This is a genomic window from Saccharothrix sp., from assembly GCF_031180885.1.
GTDB lineage: Bacteria > Actinomycetota > Actinomycetes > Mycobacteriales > Pseudonocardiaceae > Actinosynnema.
This window is the reverse complement of record NZ_JAPSLK010000001.1, coordinates 845756-864736: the sequence shown is the minus strand read 5'-3', so window position 1 is coordinate 864736 and position 18981 is coordinate 845756. Positions and strand designations below refer to the sequence as shown.

Genomic DNA, 18981 nt, shown 5'->3' with positions numbered 1-18981 from the left:
CGCGTCCGGTGACGTGAACAAGGTGGCCGAAGTGGTGCGCGACCTCTGGCGGCGCGAGAAGGATCGCGGACTGTCCGCTGGTGAGAAGCGGATGCTGGCGAAGGCTCGACAGATACTGGTTAGCGAATTGGCGCTCGCCGAGGGCACCGACGAGGACAAGGCGGAGGTCCTCCTCGACGAGGTTCTCGCCACCGCGTCCTGACCCTCGACATCCGAAGAACAAGAACAACATGGGTGTGGTCGCGCTCGTGCCTGCGGCGGGCCGGGGTGAGCGGCTCGGCTACGGCGCGCCCAAGGCGCTCGTGCCGGTCGCCGGCGTCCCGCTGCTGGTGAGGGCGGTGCGCGGCCTGTTCGAGGCGGGTTGCGTGCGGCACGTCGTCATCGCCGCGCCACCGTCCGATGTGGACACCGTGAGAACCGTCACCGCCCCGTTGGCGCCCGCCGGCGGGGCGGTGCGCGTGCTCGCGGGTGGCGCGGAGCGGTCGGACTCGGTCCGGCTGGCGCTGGAGCACGCGTTGCGCGAGTTCCCGGACACCGACGTCGTCCTGGTGCACGACGCCGCCCGCGCCTTCACGCCCCCGCACGTCGTGAAAGCCGTGGTGGACGCGGTTCGCGCAGGTCACCCGGCGGTCATCCCGGTGCTGCCGGTGGCCGACACGGTCAAGCAGGTCGACGCGAACGGTGTGGTGGTCGCCACGCCGGACCGGTCGTCCCTGCGCGTGGTCCAGACCCCGCAGGGCTTCGACGCCCGCACGCTGCTGCGCGCGCACGAGGCCGGTCTGCACGCCACCGACGACGCGGGCCTGGTGGAACGGCTCGGTGTGCCGGTCACCACGGTCCCGGGGCACCCGGACGCCATGAAGATCACCACCCCGTTCGACCTGGCGGTCGCGGAGGCACTGCTCGCGGGAGGCCAGGCGTGAGGGTCGGCATCGGCTCCGACGTCCACCAAGTGGAACGGGGCCGGGAGTGCTGGATCGCCGGCCTCCGCTGGGAGGGCGTCGACGGTTGCGCGGGTCACTCGGACGGGGACGTCGCCGCGCACGCGCTGTGCGACGCGCTGCTGTCCGCCGCCGGACTGGGTGACCTCGGTGCGGTGTTCGGCACCAGCGACCCGCGCTGGTCCGGTCGACACGGCGTCGAGTTCCTCGCCGAGGTGCGCAGACTCCTGCACGAGGAGGGCTGGCGGGTCGGCAACGCGTCGGTCCAGGTGATCGGCAACGCGCCCAAGGTCGGCAAGCGCCGCGACGAGGCGCAGAAGGTGCTGTCCGAGGCCGTCGGCGGCCCGGTGTCGGTGAGCGGCACCACCACGGACGGCCTGGGTCTCACCGGGCGCGGCGAGGGGATCGCGGCGATCGCCACCGCGTTGATCGTCCCGCTAGCCTGAGGGTCATGGCGATCTCCCTCAGCGCCTCGACGCGCGCCCTGGTCGACGGCCGCAACTACGCCACGATCTCCACCATCAACGCCGACGGCAGCCCGCACAGCTCCGTCATGTGGATCACCCGGGACGGCGACGACCTGCTGTTCTCCACGCTGCGCGACCGGGTGAAGGAGCGCAACGTCCGCCGCGACCCGCGGGTGAGCATCAGCGTCTGGGACCACAAGGACCCCGAGGTCTACGCCGAGATCCGCGGCACCGTGACGATCACCGAGGACACCGGCCGGGCGCTCGCCAACACCCTGGCGCACAAGTACACCGGCGAGGACTTCCCCGAGGAGACCCCGGACAAGGTCCGCGTGGTGCTGCGCGTGACCCCGACCAAGGTCGCCGGCAACGCGGCGTGAACACCCGCCGGGTGGCCGTGGCGAGCTTCGTCGGCACGGCGATCGAGTTCTACGACTTCTACCTCTACGGGACCGCCGCCGCCCTGGTCCTGAACTCCGCCTTCTTCCCCACCCTGTCCCCGGTCGCGGGCAGCCTGGCCGCGTTCTCCACGTTCGCCGTCGCCTTCATCGCCCGCCCCCTCGGCGCGCTCCTCTTCGGGCACCTCGGCGACCGCAGGGGCCGCAAGTCCACGCTGGTGGCGTCGCTGCTGGTCATGGGCCTGTCCACGGTCGCCATCGGCCTGCTCCCCGGCTACGCCCAGATCGGCGTGGCCGCCCCGGTCCTCCTCACCCTCCTCCGCTTCCTCCAAGGCCTCGGGCTCGGCGGCGAGTGGGGCGGCGCGACGCTGCTGGCCAACGAGTGCGCGCCGGCCAACCGCAAGGGCTGGTACTCGACGTTCCCGCAGGTCGGCCCGGCCGTCGGGTTCGCGCTGGCCAGCGGGTCGTTCCTCGTCCTCTCCACGACCCTCGGCGACGAGGCGTTCCGGGAGTGGGGTTGGCGGGTGCCGTTCCTGGCCTCGGCCGTCCTGGTCCTGTTCGGGCTCAAAGTCCGGCTCACCATCGCGGAGACGCCCGAGTTCGCCAGGCTGGTCCAAGACCGGGAGCGCAGCTCGAAGCCGTTGGTGGACATGCTGCGCGAGACTCCGACCCGACTGATGAGCGCGGGCGGGGCGATCGTCGTCTGCTACGTCCTGTTCTACGTCTCCACGACCTTCGGCCTCGCCTACGCCACCAAGACCCTCCACGAGCAGCGCGACGACGTCCTCCTCGACCAGATCGCCGCCGTCGCCGCGATGGCCCTCGCCACGGTCATCGCCTGCCGCGCCGCCGACCGGTTCGGGCGCAAACCCGTGCTGGTCACCGGGTGCCTGGCCGCACTGGCCGCCGGGTTCACGCTGCCCGACGGGCACCCGGTTTTCGCGCTGGCCGCGATGGGCTGGGTGTACGGGCCGCTGGGCGCGTTCCTGCCCGAGCTGTTCCCCGCCCGGTTCCGCTACTCCGCCTCCTCCTTCGCCTACAACCTGGGCGGGGTGCTCGGCGGCGCGCTCGCCCCGACGATCGCCACCTACCTGGTCGCCGCGCACGGGCCGCGGGCCATCGGGTGGTACGTGGCGGCCGCGGCGGCGGTGAGTGTGGCGTGCGTCCTGCTCCTGCCGGAAACCTACAAAGCCAGGTCCAGACCAACTAGCGTGCGGTTGTGACGATCCGCGCGGTCCTCTTCGACTTCTCCGGCACGCTCTTCCGCCTCGAACACGAATCCCTCGCCGCGCACGCGGACCTGATGCGCGCGCTCACCGCGCCGGTCGGCCTGGACGAGAGCCTCGACGTCGACCCCGACGAGTGGGAGCGCCGCGACCTCGACGGCGACGTGCACCGCGAGCTGCACCTCAAGGTGCTGGCGAAGGCCGGCGCGCCGGACCCGGCCGAGTTCTACGACCGGCTGGTCAGCCCGCCGTACTGGCAGCCCTACCCGGACACCGCGCAGGCCCTGGGCACCGAGCTGCCGACCGCCGTGGTCAGCAACATCGCCTGGGACATCCGGACCGTGTTCGCCCGGCACGGCGTGGAGCACCGGGTGGACGAGTACGTGCTGTCCTTCGAGGTCGGCGTGGCCAAGCCGGACCCCAAGATCTTCCAGATCGCCTGCGAGCGCCTCGGCGTGCACCCGAGCGAGGCGCTGATGATCGGCGACAGCGAGGAGGCCGACGGCGGCGCCGCCGCGATCGGCTGCCGGGTCGCGATCGTCCCGCCGCTGGAGACCGCGCAGCGGCCCGGCGCGCTGCTCGACGTCCTCAAAGCGCACTTGGACTAGCCGGCCAAGCGCAAGCACAAAAGCACGGTCGATTCAACCCCGGCCGGCGCACGCCCGTACCATCTTCACGTGAGCCTCCACCTCTATGACACCGCGAGCCGGCAGATGCGGGAGTTCGTCCCGCACGTCTCCGGAACGGCGTCGATCTACGTGTGTGGGGCGACGGTGCAGGGCGTGCCGCACATCGGGCACGTGCGCAGCGGGCTGAACTTCGACGTGCTGCGGCGCTGGCTCCAGCGCACGCACGACAACGTCCTGCTGGTGCGCAACGTCACCGACATCGACGACAAGATCCTGGCCAAGGCCGCCGACCACGGCCGCCCGTGGTGGGAGTGGGCGTACACGCACGAGCGCGCCTTCGAGGACGCGTACGCGGCCCTGGGCTGCCTGCCCGCCTCGTACGCGCCGCGCGCCACCGGCCACGTCACGCAGATGGTCGAGCTGATGCAGCGCCTGATCGACGCGGGCCACGCCTACGCGGCCGAGGGTGACGTCTACTTCTCCGTCACGTCGTTCCCCGAGTACGGCGCGCTGTCCGGGCAGAAGCTGGACGAGGTGCACCAGGGCGAGTCTGCGGCGCAGGGCAAGCGCGACCCGCGCGACTTCACGCTGTGGAAGGCCGCCAAGCCCGGAGAGCCGTCGTGGCCGACGCCGTGGGGCGCGGGCCGGCCGGGCTGGCACCTGGAGTGCTCGGCGATGGCGACCACCTACCTCGGCGGCACGTTCGACATCCACGGCGGCGGCATCGACCTGGTCTTCCCGCACCACGAGAACGAGCAGGCGCAGTCCCGGGCGGCCGGCGACGGGTTCGCCAACTACTGGATGCACAACGCCTGGGTCACGCTCAGCGGCGAGAAGATGTCGAAGTCGCTGGGCAACACGGTCACCATCCCGGTGATGCTGGAGAAGGTGCGCGCCCCCGAGCTGCGCTACTACCTGGTCGGGCCGCACTACCGGTCGACGATCGAGTACTCCGAGGAGGCGCTGGACGAGTCGGTGGCCGCCTACCGGCGGATCGAGTCGTTCGTGCGCCGCGTGGTGGAGCGGACCGGGGCCGTGGGCGAGGGCGAGCTGTCGCAGGCGTTCATCGACGCCATGGACGACGACATGGGCACGCCGGGCGCGCTGGCCGCGATCCACAAACGGGTCCGCGAGGGCAACACCGCCTTGGAGTCCGGTGACGACCTGGCCGCCCGCGCGGCGGCGGAGTCGGTGCGCGCGATGACCGCGGTGCTCGGGCTGGACCCGCTGGCGTGGGCGGACGTGTCCACCCGGGACTCGGGCACGAAGCAGGCACTGGCCACTTTGGTCGAACGTGTGCTGGAAGAGCGCACGAAAGCCCGCAAGGACAGGGATTTCGCGAGGGCCGACGCCCTGCGCGACCACCTGCTCCTGGCCGGGATCGCCGTCGAGGACACCCCCGACGGTCCGCTGTGGACGCTGAAGGACGACTGACACCGTGGCAGGCAACTCCAAGCGCCGGGGCGCGATGCGCAACCCCGGTTCCAAGAAGGGCGCGGTCGTCGGTTCCGGCGGGCAGAAGTCCAAGGGCTTGCAGGGCAAGGGGCCGACGCCGAAGGCGGCCGACCGGCCCAACCACCCGGCGTACAAGCGGGCGCAGGCCAAGGCGAAGGTCGAGCAGGCCCGCGGGCAGCGCCGCAAGGCCGCCGAGAACGCGCCGGAGACCGTCGCCGGCCGCAACCCCGTGGTGGAGTGCCTGCGCGCGGGCATCCCGGCCACCGCGCTGTACGTGGCGCTGGGCATCGACGCGGACGACCGGGTCGCCGAGGCGGTCAAGCTGGCCGCGGACCGGGGCATCTCGGTGCTGGAGGTGCAGCGCGGCGAGCTGGACCGGATCACCGGCGGCGCGATGCACCAGGGCCTCGGCCTCCAGGTGCCGCCCTACGAGTACGCCGACCCGCGCGAACTGCTGGCCACGGCCCGCGGGTCGGGCACCCACCCGCTGCTGGTGGCGCTGGACGGGGTGACCGACCCGCGCAACCTGGGCGCGGTCGTGCGCTCGGCGGCGGCGTTCGGCGCGCACGGCGTCCTGCTGCCGCAGCGGCGGTCGGCCGGCGTCACGGCGGTGGCCTGGCGGACCAGCGCGGGCACCGCGGCGCGGATGCCCATCGCGATCGCCACGAACCTCACCCGCCAGCTCCGCGAGTGGGCCGACGAGGGCCTGATGGTCGTGGGCCTGGACGCGGACGGCGACGTGGACGTCGACCACCTCGACCTGGCCACCGGGCCGCTGGTGGTCGTGGTCGGCTCGGAGGGTCGGGGCCTGTCGCGGCTGGTGAAGGAGACCTGCGACCAGACCGTGTCCATCCCGATGGCGGCGGGCGTGGAGTCGCTGAACGCGTCGGTCGCGGCGGGGGTCGTGCTGGCCGAGGTGGCCCGCAGACGGCGCCTCGCGGTGTGACGAAGGGCTGTTTGTCACCCGATCGGCTTCCTTGACGCCGTCCGGGGGATAAGGTCTGCGCCGATGTCCTTCGCCACCCCGCTCTTCCTGTGGTTCTTCATGCCGGTCGTGCTCGCGGCCGTCCTCGTCGCACCCAGGAACCGGCGCAACGCGGTAGTCGCCGTCGCCAGCCTGCTGTTCTACGCCAGCGGCGCGGGCGGCACGACGATCCTGCTGCTGATCTGCATGGTCGCGAACTACTTCGCGGGCCGCCGGCTGGAGCCGGACGCGCCGGGCGACCGGCGGCTGGTGCTGGTCGGCACGATCTGCCTGAACCTGGGCGTGCTGCTGGTCTGGAAGTACGCCGGGTTCGCCACCGAGCAGCTGCACAACATCGCCTCGGTGATCGGCGCGGACCTGCCGGTGGTGCACCTGGCGCTGCCGATCGGCATCTCGTTCTACACGTTCCACCACATCTCGTACGTGGTGGACGTGTACCGGGGCGAGCGGCCGGCGCTGCGGGACCCGGTCTCGTTCGTCACCTACATCGCGATGTTCCCGCAGCTGGTCGCCGGGCCGATCGTCCGGTTCCGGGAGATCGCCGACCAGCTGCCGCAGCCGCGGATGCACCGGTGGGACGACATCGCGGCGGGCTTCCCGCGGTTCGCGCTGGGCCTGTGCAAGAAGGTCATCATCGCCGACTCGCTGGCCCCGCTGGTGGACGCGTGCTTCGCCACGCCGTCCGACCAGATGACCACGGGCATCGCGTGGCTGGGCGCGATCGGTTACACGCTGCAACTGTACTTCGACTTCTCCGGGTACTCGGACATGGCGATCGGCCTGGGCCGGATGCTCGGGTTCCGGCTGCCGGAGAACTTCGCCCGCCCGTACTCCTCGGTGACCATCACCGAGTTCTGGCGCCGCTGGCACATGTCGCTGTCCCGCTGGTTCCGCGACTACGTCTACATCCCACTCGGCGGGAACCGGACCGGCGTGCTGCGCACCTACCGGAACCTCGGGATCGTTTTCGTGCTCACCGGTTTCTGGCACGGCGCGAACTGGACGTTCCTCGTGTGGGGTTTGTTCCACGGCGCGCTGCTCGTTCTAGAACGCCGTTTCGGATGGGATTCCGCACCGGCCGGGAGGCCCGCCCGAATTGGCCGGCGGGCGCTCACCATGCTCCTCGTGGTGATCGGCTGGGTGTTCTTCCGGGCGCCCGACCTGGGTACCGCGTTCACAATCATCGGCCATCTGGTCGCGCCCGATTTCGGGGCGTTCACGGACGCGGTGTCGGCCGCCGCGACCAATCAGCGGATTGTGCTGCTGCTGGTCGCGCTGGTGATTGTGGTAATGCCCAGCCACCCCGTGACGGGGCCCTACCTGGAGTCCTCGCGCGACAAGATCGCCGTGGCCGCTAGGGTGTCCTTGATGACGGTGGGCGTCGCCTACGCCGCGATCCTGGTCGCGAGTGGCACGTTCAGCCCGTTCTTGTACTACCAGTTCTGATCAAAAGCGACGGGCCGCACGAACGCACTGGACCGGTCGGACCAGCGACTGCGACGACCAATGGAGGTCGACTTGACGCAGGGTAGGCGAGGTTTGCTCACGGCGGGTCCGCTACGGTCAACTGTCAAGAATAGGTGCCGGACTTTTCCCCTTTGTAACTACTTTATGTAACCGACCTGGTCCGTTCGGGTACACACTGTGGTAGGACAGGGATTGCACAACCAGCAGCTTCTACCGTGCTAACCGAGGAAATTGTTACTCGGGTGGGGGTAACGTGACTCGCTCAACGGGGCCGACGAACCTGGAGGAGTGGTGACTTCCGGGGGGACCATCCGCGCGCTCGTGGGCAACCGCGAGTTCCGCGGCATGTGGATCGGCTCGACGGCGTCGACGTTCGGCGACCAGCTCGCGGCCGTCGCCCTGTCACTCCTGGTGTACGAGCGGACGGGGTCCCCCGCCTGGACCGCCCTCACCTGGTCGCTGACCCTGCTGCCGTCGCTGGTGTCCGGGCCGCTGCTGGGCTGGATCGCCGACCGCTTCCCCCGACGCACGGTGATGGTGTGCTGCGCGTGGCTGCAGGCCGCGCTGATCGGCCTGATGGCCGTGCCGGGCGTGCCGCTGTGGCTGATGATCGTGCTGCTGGTGCTCGTGCTGATGGTCGCCTCGCCGTTCCTGGCGGCCCAGGAGGCCAGCCTGCCCGCCGTGCTGCCGGACAAGCGCTACGACGACGGCGTGGCCCTGTTCGGGACGTCCACGGACGTGGCCCAGATGGCCGGCCTCGCCGCCGCGGGCTTCCTGGTGACCGGGCTCGGCGCGCACGTGGCGCTGGCGATCGACGCGGTGACGTTCGTGCTGGTCGCGGTGCTGGTGCAGGTCTCCGTCCGGCACCGGCCGGCCGCCGCCCCGCGCGGCGCGGAGCTTCGGGACGCCGAAGACCGCAAGGGAGCTTTCACGCTGCTCGTCACAGAACCGCGTCTGCGCAGTCTCATGGGTATGCGCCTTTTGGCCGGCATCGCGATGGTGCCCGAAGGGCTCGCCGTGCCGCTGGCCGCGAGCCTCGACGCGGTGTGGGCCGTGGGCCTCATCCTGGCCATCGAACCGGCCGCGAACGTGCTGGGCGTGGCCGTGCTGTTCCGGCTGGTGCGGGACCCGGCGAAGCGGGAGCGGCTGATCGGGCCGCTGGCCGTGCTGTCGCTGGCGCCGCTGGTCATGTTCGCGCTCGACCCCAACCTGACCTGGACGATCGCGTTGCTGGTGATCGCGGGCATGGCCGGGGCGTACCACACGCCCGCGCGGTCGGCGTGGATGCGCATCCTGCCCGACGCCTACCGCGGCCGTGCCTACGGCATCGCGCGGACGGCGCTTCGGTCCAGCCAGGGCGGTGGCATGGCTTTGGCCGGTGTGGTCGCGCACGCGATCGGCTCGGTGACGGCGACACTGGCGGGCGCCGGGGCGATCGGTGTGCTCCTCGCGGGGCACGCGACCGTAGCCTGGAACCGCGCACGTGCCAGGACCGACCCGAACGCGGTGATCACATGAAACGTACTCATCATGAATGGCGATTCTCATGACGAGGCGTTCGTGTGCCGTCCGCGAGAACGCACGCACAGACGGTGAAGTTTCCGGACCGGGCTCAAGGAGAGCGATGGGGTCACCACTCGCGGTTACGCATGGCAGACGCTCCTCTACGCACGACTTGGGTACCGATGGGGGCCTTCAGGCCGCCGGGCCGGCGAGTAGCCGCGCGGCGGCGGCATGAGTGTAGGGGGGACGTGGTGAAGAACAGTTTGCCTGACCACGAGCCGTCCGCGACAGCCAGACGGCGTCTGGTGCGCAACTGGGACCTTTGGGCGCTGCGCCGTACCGCGATCGCCTACATCCTTTCCGTCGAACTGGCGGTGGCAATTGCCGCCATTTGGCTGCTGACTACTCTCGGTTCAGCGCCGACCACGGATTGGGTGCGGTTCGCCGCACTAGTGCTCGCCATCACGATCCACCTCACGATCGTGCGGCGGGCCGAGGAATCCCGACGTGACGAATCCGCGGGTCCGTACTTCGACCTGACCTCGGTTTGGACGTTCGCGGCGGCCATCGTGCTGCCCGGCGGGATGGCCGTGCTGGTCGCCGTGTGGCTGCGCATCGTGCTGTGGCCGATCGCGCGCCGCCAGCCCTACCGCTTCGTGTTCACCTCCGCCCACATCGTGGCGAGCACGCTGCTGGCCAACGCGGCCGTCCACATGTCGGGACTGTCCCTGGGGTCCTCGTCCGGCCAGGTCCTGCTCGACCTCGGGCTGATGGGCGTGCTGGTGCTGGTCGCGGCGCTGTACTGGTTCGTGCAGGTGGCGCTGATGTCCGTCGCGCTGCGGATCGTGAACCCGCAGACCCGGTTCGCCGACGCGCTGGGTTCGCGCAACGACAACATGCTGGAGATGACCACGCTGGGCGTGGGCGCGATGCTCGGCATGCTCATCGCCACCCACTGGGTCGCGCCGCTGCTGCTGGTCGTGCCGGTGATCCTGGTGAACGCACTGCTGCACCGGGCGTCGGAGCGCCAGGCCCACCTGGAGCGCCTGGTCGCCGAGCAGCACAAGGCCCACCTCCAGCTGACCAAGGACGCCCACACCGACTACCGGACCGGCTTGTTCAACACGACGGGCCTGAACGAACACGCCGCCAAGCTGACCGACGACTGCCGCCGCTCCGGCCGCCCGGTGACCGTGCTGGCGATCGACTTGGACCACTTCAAGCGCATCAACGACACGTGGGGCCACCCGGCGGGCAATGCGGTCCTGGCCGAGGTCGGCCGCATCCTGCGGGAGAAGCTGCGCCCCGGCGACGTGGCCGGGCGGGACGGCGGCGAGGAGTTCGTGGTCGTGCTGGCCGACACGGGCCTGGCCCAGGGCACGGCGATCGCCGAACGCGTCCGCGAGGCCATCGGCGAGATGTCCGTGGTGACCACGGACAAGCACCGCAACACGGTGACGTTGCGCGGCCGGAACCTGCCGGTGACCGAGGACGGTCCCGAGGTGAGGGCGATCTCCGCGTCCATCGGCGTGGCCGTGGTGCCGGACAACGGCGACTCCCTGGCGGTGGCCCAGCACAGCGCCGACGCGGCCCTGTACACGGCCAAGGAGAACGGCCGGAACCAGGTCCGCGTAGCCGGCATCGACATCCACGCCCGCCACCTACCCGGGCCGAGGATGGACGAACCGGAAGTGAGCCGTTCAGCCTGAGCCCATTCGTGGGTGCGGCCGGCCAAACTCAACCCACCCGCCGGCAAACCACGACAACCCACACCGGCCACAGCCACCCACACCGGCCACACAGCAACCCACACCGGCCACAGCCACCCAATCGCCCCGTCGGCCGCACCCGCCAGCCCCAGCCGCCCGCACCGGCCGCACCCACCCGCCGAACCAACCCGACCGCCCGGCCCGCTCCAACCCAGCCGCGAGCCCAGCACGACCAGACCTCCAGCCCGCACCGACCAGCCCCGCCCGTCCCGCAGCACCAGCCCCACCCGCACCTGTCCCGCAGCGCCCAGCCCCACCCGCGCCCCTCCGGCCCGCCCCCGGCCTCATCGCCGCAGTGTCCGGTGCCGATCTTTGTCGGTGTCGGGTGGGAGAATGAGCCCCAGGGGGCGCATTGGCCGGATTGTCGGTCCCCTCTGGGACAATGGAGACGGGGGCCGGAGGCCACGCCCGACGAACCGTCCACGGCGCCGAATGACCCGGCCGAACCCGAACAACCACGAACCCGAACAACCGGAACCGGCACCAGTTGATCAGCCGCCGAACAGGACGGGTGGGCGCAGCGAATCCGCTTCAGTGTCTGGAGTGACCACAGCAGCGCCGCAACGTCCACGCCAGCCGCGGCAGCGTGCGACCGGGCAGTTCGCGAAGCAAATTGTCCTAAAAGGACCGGTGCTCCACAGTGGACACATCGCGAAGCGGCCAGTCCCACGGCACTGGCTTCTCAGCTAATGAACACGCGCCGCGTGGCTCCGGGACCGCCCAAACGCGCGGCACACCAGGTAAATCAGGAAAGAAACCGCCGTCACGAACGCGCTCACCGGCATACCGGGCGCGAGCGACAGCAAGATGCCCAGCACCACGGCCGTTTCCGCGAACACAATGGCCAAGATCGTCGCTTTGACCGGCGACGCGGTAACCCTGGAAGCCGCAGCAGCAGGCGTGATCATCAACGACAGCACCAAAAGCGCACCCACGATCTGCACGCTCAACGCAGTCGCCACGCCGACCAGGACGAAGAACACCACGGACAAGGTCCGCACCGGCACACCCCGCGCGGTAGCCACGGCGGCGTCCACAGAGGAGAAGTGCAGCGGCCGGTAGATGAACGCCAAGACCGCGATGACGGCCGCCGCGGTGCCGATCAGCAGCCACATGTCGGTCGACCCGACGGCCACGATCTGCCCGGTCAGCAGCCCGAACTTGTTGGCCGCGCGTCCTTTGTAGAGGGCCAGGAACAGCACGCCCAGGCCGAGTCCGAACGCGAGGATCGCGCCGATCACCGAGTCGCGGTCGGCGTCCCGGCGGGACAGCAGGCCCAGCAGCAGCGCCGCCACGACGGACCCGGCCAGCGCCCCGTAGCCGACGCCGATTCCCAACAGGAGCGCCGCCGCACCACCGGTGAACGCGAGTTCGGCGGTACCGTGCACGGCGAAGGCCATCTTGCGGGTCACGACCAGCGGCCCGAGGAGGCCGGCGGTCAGGCCCAGCACGACGCCCGCGATCAGCATCTGCTGGACGAAGTCGTACCCGAGCAGGTCGAACGTCAGCGACCAGTCGAAGAAGTGTTCCATCAGCCCTCATCCGCCACGTGGTGCGGCTCGTCCTCGCACACGTGCTGCGCGCCGACCACGTGGATCTGGTCGCGCACGCGGACCACCTCGACGTTCGTGCGGTACAGCTGCGACAGCGTCGCCGAAGTCATCACCTCGGCGGGAGTCCCGATCCGGAACCGGCCCTCGACCAGGTACAGGACCCGGTCGACCAGCGGCAGGATCGGGTTGATCTCGTGCGTGACGAACAGGACGGCGGTGCCGGCGGTGCGGCGGCGGGCGTCGATCAGGTCGCTGACCACCCGCTGGTGGGCGAGGTCGAGCGAGAGCAGCGGCTCGTCGCACAGCAGCACCTCGGGGTCGCCGACGAGGGCCTGCGCGACCCGCAGCCGCTGCTGCTCGCCGCCGGAGAGCAGGCCCACCGGCTCGTCGGCGTACCGGGTGGCGCCCACGGACTCCAGGGCCGCGTCGACCCGGGCCCGCCGCGCCTTGCGGCCCCGCAGGCCGGTGCCCCACTCGTGCCCGTCGAGGCCGAACCCGACGAGGTCCCGGCCGCGCAGGCTCAGGCTCGGGTCCAGCGCCCGCTGCTGCGGGATGTAGCCGATCCGCCGGTTGCCGCCGGCGACCTCGACCGTGCCCGCGGACAGCGGCTGGAGGCCCAGCAGCACCCGCATCAGGCTGGTCTTGCCCGACCCGTTGGGGCCGAGCACGGCCACGAACTCGCCGGCGCCGACCTCCAGGTCCAGGCCGTCCCACAGCACGCGATCGCCGTAGGACAGCCGCGCGCCGCGCAGGGCGACCGCGCTGCGCACGGACCTGTCGGTGACCGGAGTGATCATCCGCGCAGCGCCTTCTCCAGCGCGTCGACCTGCTTCGTCATCCACTCAAGGTAACCCGTGACGCCCTCGGGCAGCGTCTCGGTGACGTCGACGACCGGCACACCGGCCTGCTTGGCCTTCTCGACCAACCCGCGCACCGCGGTGTTCTCGGTCTGGGTGTTGTTGACCAGGGCGGTGACCTGCTTGCCCTCGACCAGGCCGGTGACCTCGGCGATCGCGGCGGCCGGGATGTCGGTCTCGGCCTCGACGGCGTCGCTGAACGACTCGGGCGTCACGTCCTCGACGTCGGCGGCGTCGAGGAGGTAGTGCGCGACCGGCTCGGTCTCCAGCACCTTCTTGCCCTTGCCGACCCCGTCGAGGCGGGTGTGCAGCTCCTCCAGCTTCTGGCCGAACTCGGTGGCGTTGGCCTCGAAGGTCGCCTTCTTGTCCGGCGCGATGGCGGACAGGTCGGCGGCGGCCTGGTCGGCGACCTTGCGGACGGTGTCCAGGTCGTACCAGACGTGCTCGTTGGCCTCGTGGTCGTGGCCGTCCGCCGGTTCGGTGCTGGGCTTGGTGCTCTCGGCGGTGGTCGGGGCGCTGCTCGGGGTGCCGCTGGGCTCGTCGCCGTGGTCGTCGTGGCCGGAGGCCTTGCCGGACAGCGGGAACGTCTCGATCTTCTTCGCCTTCTCGGTCTCCGGGCCCAGGAGGGTGGCGAAGAAGTTGTCGTAGCCGCCGCCGTTGAAGATGACGAGCTTGGCGTCGCGGACCGCGGCCACGTCGGCGGGCTTGCTCTCGTAGGAGTGCGGGTCGCCGGACGGGTCGTTGATGATCGAGGTGACCTCGACGGCGTCGCCGCCGACGGCCTTGACCACGCTGCCCCACACGTTCGTGGACGCGACGACCTTGATCTTGCCGTCGGCGGTGCCGGCGCCGTCGCCACCACTGGAGCCGCAGGCGGTGAGGGCGACGGCCGTCACGGCGGCCACCGCGCCGAGCAGCGCGTTACGGACAGTCATGGCGGACTCCTCGACAGGCTGATTTAGAGGCAATGGAAACCGTTGTCGAGTTCAGTTTAGAACGCTCCGCCACCGCGCTGTCCAGCGGCGTGCCCTGTTCGTGGCAGGGGTCTCGAAAAACGGAGGGCCACCTCCGCCGCAGGAGGTGGCCCTCGTCGCACCGGGCGGGTCAGTCCGTGAGGCGCGAACCCGACTCCGGGTGGAACAGGTGGATCTCGCCGGCGTCCCGGACCGCGACCTTCACGGTCTGGCCCAGGGTCGGCGGGGTGCGGCCGTCGACGCGGACCACGAAGCGCTCCGAGGAGTCACCGATGCGCACCGCGCCGTGCACCAGCGCGTCCGCGCCCAGCTCCTCGACCAGCTCGACGACCATGTCCATGCCGTCGTCCTGCGAGGACACCAGCGCCAGCGACTCGGGCCGGATGCCGAAGGTCACCTCGGACAGGCCCTCGCCGGCGGCCTTGTCCAGCGCGCGGCGGTCCAGCGGGACGACCACGCCGTCGAGCTTCGCGCCCTCGGCGGTCAGCGGGACCGTCTTGAGGTTCATCGCGGGCGAGCCGATGAACCCGGCGACGAACGCGTTGGCCGGCTTGTCGTACAGGGCGCGCGGGGTGTCGCACTGCTGGAGCAGGCCGTCCTTGAGCACGGCGACCCGGTGGCCCATGGTCATGGCCTCGACCTGGTCGTGCGTGACGTAGATGGTGGTGGTGCCCAGGCGCTGCTGGAGGGCGGCGATGTTGGCACGGGTCTCCACGCGCAGCTTCGCGTCCAGGTTGGACAGCGGCTCGTCCATGAGGAACACGGAGGGCTCGCGGACGATCGCGCGGCCCATCGCCACGCGCTGCCGCTGACCGCCGGAGAGCGCCTTCGGCTTGCGGTCGAGGTACTTGGTCAGGTCGAGCATCTTGGCCGCCTCGGCGACCTTCTCCTTGATCTCGGCCTTGTTCACGCCGCGCAGCTTGAGCGCGAAGCCCATGTTCTCGGCGACCGTCATGTGCGGGTAGAGCGCGTAGGACTGGAAGACCATCGCGATGTCGCGCCCCTTCGGCGGGACGTTGGTGACGTCCTTGCCGCCGATCTTGATGGAGCCCTCGTCGACGTCCTCCAGGCCGGCGAGCATGCGCAGCGCCGTCGACTTGCCCGAGCCGGAGGGGCCGACGAGCACGAGGAACTCACCGTCGGCGACGTCGAGCGACAGCTCGTCCACCGCGCGGACCGGCGGGTTGCCGGAGAAGACCCGCGAAGCCTTGACGTACGCGACCTCAGCCATGTGTGACGCACCTTTCCACCGCAAGCTTTGCCGCAACGCTAGGGATTGCAAGCGCTTACGGGAACACCACAATTGGTCTAGTTCTACGCCCCGCCACCGACCCTTCCGCCACACCGCCACTTCACACCCCCGCCGCCGGCCCCGCCACTCGCCCGGCCGAACCGCCGGCCGGACGCACCGCGTCTGAAGTGCGGCGGGCCGGGGTAGACGGGCGTGGCTATGGCGGAACGCGGCAGGGCGGCGGCGGGCGGAGTTGCGGCGGGCGGAGTTGCGGCAGGCAGCGCAACGGGCCGCACCGGATGGAGTGTGGTGCGGCCCGTGGAGAAGCAGCTCAGCCCTTGACGGCGCCCGACGACAAGCCGGTCACCAGGAAGCGCTGGACCAGGTAGAACACCGCGATCGCCGGAATCGCCACCAGGATCGACGCCGCCGCCAGGTGCCCCCACTCCGTCCGGTTCTGCTGGACGAACACCTGCAACCCCACCGCCAACGTCTTCGACTCGTCCGCCGCCGACAGGAACGCCGACGCGAACGCCACCTCACCCCACGCCGTCAAGAACGCGTAGAACGCCGTCACCGCCAGCCCCGGCCGCGCCAACGGCAGCACCAAGCGCCAGAACACCCCGAACGGCGACAGGCCGTCCACCCGACCCGCCTCGTCGATGTCGGTCGGGATGGTGTCGAAGTACCCCTTCAGCATGTACGTGCAGAACGGCACCGCGGTCGTGCAGTAGACCAGCACCAACCCGATGCTCGTGCCCTGGATCCCCAGCGTCAGCAGGATGTTGTACAGCGGCACGATCAGGACCGCGAACGGGAACATCTGCACGACCAGGAACGACAGCATCAGCGACCGCTTCCCCGGGAACCGGAACCGGGACGCCGCGTACCCGGTGGTCGCGGACAGGAAGACCGCGATCACCGTCGTCATCAACGCGATCAGGATCGAGTTGCCGAACCACGCCAGGAAGTTGCCCTTCTCCCCGGACAGGATCCGCACGTAGTTGTCCACACTGGACTCGTTGACCAGCTTCGGCGTGGTCTCGACCGCACGCGCGTCCGGCTTGAAGGACGTGACCAACACCCAGAACACCGGGAACACCGCGATCAGCGACGCGATGATCAACGCCGCGTGCAGGCCGATGCTGGCCCGCGCAGAGCGTTCGGTGCGCTTGAGCGGCCGGCGCTGGGCAACCGTCTTGAGGGAAGCGGCTTCGACCGTCATCACCACACCTCGCCTTGCTTGCGCAGAGCGCGCCGGTAGACGCCCGCGAACACGAGCAGGACGGACAGGATCAGCACGCCGTACGTCGAGGCCACCGCGTAGTCGCGGGAAGCACCCGAGAAGAACCGCTCGAACGCGTAGGTCACCAGGATGCGGGTGTTCGGGTTCGGTCCGGTGATCAGGTAGATCACGGCGAACATGTTGAACGTCCAGATGATGCCCAGCAGGACCACGGTGCTCGACACGGACTGCAGGCCGGGCAGCGTGACGTTCCGGAACCGCTGCCACGCGGAAGCGCCGTCCATCTCCGCGGCTTCGTAGAGGTCGCCGGGGATCGACTGCAAGCCACCGAGCAGCGCCACCATCATGAACGGCACGCCCAGCCAGATGTTCACGATCATGACCGCGACCAGCGCCCAGTCCGACTGACCCAGCCACACCGGGTCGGGCAGGCCGATCGCGCGCAGGAACTGGTTGATAATCCCGTACTGCGCGTTGAACATGTACTTCCACGCGAACGCGCTGATGAACGCCGGCACCGCCCACGGCAGGATGAGCAGCACCCGGTAGACCGTGCGGCCCCGGACCTGGCGGTTGAGCAGGAGGGCGAGGACCAGGCCGATCGTGTAGTGGAAGAACACGCAGCCGAAGGTCCAGATCAGCGTCCGGACCAGGGTGGACCAGAACGAGCCGTAGCTCGCGTCGCCGGACAGGACGTTCAGGTAGTTGTCCAGCCCCACGGCGGTGTACGTGGCGGGGCGGTCCAGGACCGGGTTGGCGATGTTGCCTTCGTTGATGTTCGTGAAGGTGAAGAACACGCCTTGGGCCAGCGGGAGCAGCACCAGCACGGCGATGACCACCACCACCGGCAGCACCATCGCGTACGCGTACCAGTGCCGGTCCAGGAACCTGCGCACTGTCGCCTCCTTGTGTGGGTGGGGTGGGGGACGCCGGGTGACAAGGTGCCGGGCGTCGGAACGCCCGGCACCCCTACCTGATCAGCCGATGGAGTACTCGGTGACGACCTGGTCCTTGTAGGCCTTGGCGACCTCGTCCAGCGCGGCCTTCGGGGCCTTCTTGCCGGCCAGCACGTCGGCGTAGGCGATCTTCAGCGGGTCGAACAGCTGGCCGCCCTCCGGGATCCACGGGCGGGCGTGCGCGGCGGTGGCCACCGGCTGGAAGGCGGACACGATCGGGTTGGACTTGACGTCCGCGTTGTCGTAGGCGCTCTTGCGGGTCGGCAGCAGGCCCAGTTCCTTGGCCACCTGCACCTGGGACTCGGTGCTGCTCATGCACGCGATGAGCTTCTGCGAGCTGTCCTTGGCCTTGGTGCCCTGGCGGATGACGTAGTCGTGGCCGCCCACCGGAGCGGAGCCCTTGCCGGCCGTCTCACCCGGGACCGGGGCGATGCCGAGGTTGGTCTTGTCGGTGAACGCGGTGCCCTTGAGGTAGTCGGCGACCGACCACGGGCCGTTGATCACCATGGCGACCTCGCCGCCGCTGAAGGCGGCCTGCATGTTGTTGTACGAGTTGGCCGGGTCGAGGGCCGTGGAGGCGGCCTTCGCGTCCAGCAGGCCCTTGGCGGTCTCCAGGGCCTTCACGTTCTCCGCGGAGTTGACGACGATCTTCTTCGCATCGGCGTCCACCAGGTCGCCGCCGGCGCCGTAGATGAACGGCAGCGCGTAGTAGGCGTCGTTGTTGATGAAAATGGTCTTCTCACCGCCGAGCTTCGCGGCGGCGGCCTTGACCTCGTCCCACGTCTTCGGGGGCTCGACGCCGGCGTCGGCCAGCTTCTTCTTGTTGTAGAACAGGGCGAGGCTGTCGGTCACCTGCGGGACGCCGTAGGTCTTGCCCTCGTACTTGGTGGAGCCCAGCGGGGTCTCCAGGAAGTCGGAGCTGTCCTTGGCCAGGTCGGTGCCGGTCAGGTCCATGACGTAGCCGAGCTTCGCCAGCTGCGGCACCCAGGCGACCTCGGCGCGGAACACGTCGGGGCCCTGGCCGCCCTGCGCGGCGGTCTTGTAGTTGTTGAGGGCCTGGTCGAAGGCGACCGTCTCGGTCTTGACCTTGTAGCCGCCCTTGGCCGCGCAGTCCTGCGCGATCTTGGCGAACACCGGGCTCTCGTTGGGGCCGCTGGTGTCCCAGAAGGTCACCTCGCCGCTGTCGGCCGACGAGGTCCCGCCACCCCCGCCGCACGCGGTGAGGGTGAGGGCGCCGGCGATGCCTGCTGCCACGGCGGTCACGAGGGTGGTACGTCGCATCGTTGCTGTCGTCCCTCCTGCTGGCCTCGTCGCGACGAGGGTT

The 18981-nt window shown here is 70.1% G+C and carries 17 protein-coding genes and 1 pseudogene; 11 read left to right on the top strand and 7 right to left on the bottom strand.

Annotation, left to right across the window (positions count from 1 at the left end):
* From RIN75_RS04345 to RIN75_RS04295, 11 genes and pseudogenes are all read left to right on the top strand, one after another.
* A pseudogene (locus RIN75_RS04345) lies at positions 1-202 on the top strand (CarD family transcriptional regulator); the annotation flags it as partial.
* A 28-nt stretch (positions 203-230) separates the two neighbouring features.
* Entirely contained in the window at positions 231-923 is a 693-nt protein-coding gene (ispD, locus tag RIN75_RS04340; protein WP_309110408.1) for a 2-C-methyl-D-erythritol 4-phosphate cytidylyltransferase, read from the top strand.
* A complete protein-coding gene (ispF, locus tag RIN75_RS04335) occupies positions 920-1387 on the top strand; it encodes a 2-C-methyl-D-erythritol 2,4-cyclodiphosphate synthase (protein ID WP_309110407.1) in 468 nt (155 codons plus the stop codon). Before ispD ends, ispF begins: the two co-directional genes overlap by 4 nt.
* Before the next feature lie 5 nt (positions 1388-1392).
* Positions 1393-1788: a PPOX class F420-dependent oxidoreductase gene (locus RIN75_RS04330; RefSeq protein ID WP_309110406.1), complete on the top strand. Its 396-nt coding sequence runs from the start codon at positions 1393-1395 to the stop codon at positions 1786-1788.
* On the top strand, positions 1785-3029 hold the full coding sequence (locus RIN75_RS04325; protein ID WP_309110405.1) for an MFS transporter: 1245 nt from the start codon (positions 1785-1787) through the stop codon (positions 3027-3029). The genes RIN75_RS04330 and RIN75_RS04325 overlap by 4 nt, the downstream gene beginning before the upstream one ends.
* Positions 3026-3640, top strand: a complete 615-nt coding sequence (locus tag RIN75_RS04320; RefSeq protein ID WP_309110404.1) for an HAD family hydrolase — start codon at positions 3026-3028, stop codon at positions 3638-3640. Before RIN75_RS04325 ends, RIN75_RS04320 begins: the two co-directional genes overlap by 4 nt.
* A 69-nt stretch (positions 3641-3709) precedes the next feature.
* Positions 3710-5095 (top strand): cysteine--tRNA ligase, encoded by a 1386-nt coding sequence (gene cysS, locus RIN75_RS04315; protein ID WP_309110403.1) that lies wholly within the window; start codon positions 3710-3712, stop codon positions 5093-5095.
* Positions 5096-5099: 4 nt separating this feature from the next.
* On the top strand, positions 5100-6062 hold the full coding sequence (gene rlmB / locus RIN75_RS04310) for a 23S rRNA (guanosine(2251)-2'-O)-methyltransferase RlmB (protein WP_309110402.1): 963 nt from the start codon (positions 5100-5102) through the stop codon (positions 6060-6062).
* 63 nt (positions 6063-6125) lie between these two features.
* Positions 6126-7547: an MBOAT family protein gene (locus RIN75_RS04305; protein WP_309110401.1), complete on the top strand. Its 1422-nt coding sequence runs from the start codon at positions 6126-6128 to the stop codon at positions 7545-7547.
* Between the two features lie 312 nt (positions 7548-7859).
* The gene (locus RIN75_RS04300; protein ID WP_309110400.1) at positions 7860-9086 is read left to right on the top strand and encodes an MFS transporter; all 1227 of its coding nucleotides are present in this window, start codon (positions 7860-7862) and stop codon (positions 9084-9086) included.
* 290 nt (positions 9087-9376) lie between these two features.
* The gene (locus tag RIN75_RS04295; RefSeq protein ID WP_309110399.1) at positions 9377-10780 is read left to right on the top strand and encodes a GGDEF domain-containing protein; all 1404 of its coding nucleotides are present in this window, start codon (positions 9377-9379) and stop codon (positions 10778-10780) included.
* A gap of 746 nt (positions 10781-11526) precedes the next feature.
* Here RIN75_RS04295 and RIN75_RS04290 read toward each other — a convergent pair.
* The 7 genes from RIN75_RS04290 to RIN75_RS04260 all read right to left on the bottom strand — a co-directional run bounded on the left by RIN75_RS04290 (position 11527) and on the right by RIN75_RS04260 (position 18938).
* On the bottom strand, positions 11527-12372 hold the full coding sequence (locus RIN75_RS04290; protein WP_309110398.1) for a metal ABC transporter permease: 846 nt from the start codon (positions 12370-12372) through the stop codon (positions 11527-11529).
* Positions 12372-13190 (bottom strand): metal ABC transporter ATP-binding protein, encoded by an 819-nt coding sequence (locus RIN75_RS04285; protein ID WP_309110397.1) that lies wholly within the window; start codon positions 13188-13190, stop codon positions 12372-12374. The genes RIN75_RS04290 and RIN75_RS04285 overlap by 1 nt, the downstream gene beginning before the upstream one ends.
* On the bottom strand, positions 13187-14185 hold the full coding sequence (locus tag RIN75_RS04280) for a metal ABC transporter solute-binding protein, Zn/Mn family (RefSeq protein ID WP_309110396.1): 999 nt from the start codon (positions 14183-14185) through the stop codon (positions 13187-13189). Before RIN75_RS04280 ends, RIN75_RS04285 begins: the two co-directional genes overlap by 4 nt.
* Positions 14186-14354: 169 nt before the next feature.
* Entirely contained in the window at positions 14355-15455 is a 1101-nt protein-coding gene (locus RIN75_RS04275) for a sn-glycerol-3-phosphate ABC transporter ATP-binding protein UgpC (RefSeq protein WP_309110395.1), read from the bottom strand.
* 331 nt (positions 15456-15786) lie between these two features.
* A complete protein-coding gene (locus RIN75_RS04270; protein ID WP_309110394.1) occupies positions 15787-16680 on the bottom strand; it encodes a carbohydrate ABC transporter permease in 894 nt (297 codons plus the stop codon).
* Positions 16680-17597, bottom strand: coding sequence for a carbohydrate ABC transporter permease (locus tag RIN75_RS04265; RefSeq protein WP_375295901.1), 918 nt, complete (start codon positions 17595-17597; stop codon positions 16680-16682). Before RIN75_RS04265 ends, RIN75_RS04270 begins: the two co-directional genes overlap by 1 nt.
* A gap of 81 nt (positions 17598-17678) precedes the next feature.
* Positions 17679-18938: an extracellular solute-binding protein gene (locus RIN75_RS04260; protein ID WP_309110393.1), complete on the bottom strand. Its 1260-nt coding sequence runs from the start codon at positions 18936-18938 to the stop codon at positions 17679-17681.
* Between the last annotated feature and the right edge of the window lie 43 nt (positions 18939-18981).

Excerpts from the sequence above, each read along its gene's own strand:
- ispD (WP_309110408.1), top strand. The coding sequence starts at position 231 with ATGGGTGTGGTCGCGCTCGTGCCTGCGGCGGGCCGGGGTGAGCGGCTC.
- RIN75_RS04330 (WP_309110406.1), top strand. The coding sequence starts at position 1,393 with ATGGCGATCTCCCTCAGCGCCTCGACGCGCGCCCTGGTCGACGGCCGC.
- RIN75_RS04305 (WP_309110401.1), top strand. The coding sequence starts at position 6,126 with ATGTCCTTCGCCACCCCGCTCTTCCTGTGGTTCTTCATGCCGGTCGTG.
- RIN75_RS04290 (WP_309110398.1), bottom strand. The coding sequence starts at position 12,372 with ATGGAACACTTCTTCGACTGGTCGCTGACGTTCGACCTGCTCGGGTAC.
- RIN75_RS04285 (WP_309110397.1), bottom strand. The coding sequence starts at position 13,190 with ATGATCACTCCGGTCACCGACAGGTCCGTGCGCAGCGCGGTCGCCCTG.
- RIN75_RS04280 (WP_309110396.1), bottom strand. The coding sequence starts at position 14,185 with ATGACTGTCCGTAACGCGCTGCTCGGCGCGGTGGCCGCCGTGACGGCC.
- RIN75_RS04275 (WP_309110395.1), bottom strand. The coding sequence starts at position 15,455 with ATGGCTGAGGTCGCGTACGTCAAGGCTTCGCGGGTCTTCTCCGGCAAC.
- RIN75_RS04270 (WP_309110394.1), bottom strand. The coding sequence starts at position 16,680 with ATGACGGTCGAAGCCGCTTCCCTCAAGACGGTTGCCCAGCGCCGGCCG.
- RIN75_RS04260 (WP_309110393.1), bottom strand. The coding sequence starts at position 18,938 with ATGCGACGTACCACCCTCGTGACCGCCGTGGCAGCAGGCATCGCCGGC.